At 62.0% G+C, this 363-nt stretch carries 1 pseudogene; it reads left to right on the forward strand.

Features of this window, described 5'->3' with window-relative positions:
• Nucleotides 1-363 (forward strand): annotated as a pseudogene (locus BHC62_RS05935) (type IV secretion protein Rhs); the annotation flags it as partial.

The raw sequence follows: 363 nt of genomic DNA on the forward strand, positions 1-363 counted from the left end.
CGCCTACGTCTACGACCTCAACGGCCACCTGCAGGAAAAAACCGAGTTCGGCGACGATGACCGTCAGCTGATTACCGCCTACCAGCGCGATAACGCCGGCCGCCTCATCCGAAAAACCCTGCCCGATGGCAGCACGGTGGATTACACCTACGACCGCCTCGGCAATCTCCTAAGCGTCGACGACGGCCACTGGCCGCTGCACTACGAATACGACAGCCAAAACCGCCTGACCGCCGAACATCAAGGCTGGGGCACCTTGCGTTACGGCTACGACAACTGCGGCCAACTCGACCACCTGCGCCTGCCCGACAACAACCACCTGACCTTCAACCACGACAAGGGCGGCCACCTCGCCACCGTTGA

The organism is Pseudomonas sp. 06C 126, assembly GCF_001855215.1.
GTDB lineage: Bacteria > Pseudomonadota > Gammaproteobacteria > Pseudomonadales > Pseudomonadaceae > Aquipseudomonas > Aquipseudomonas proteolytica.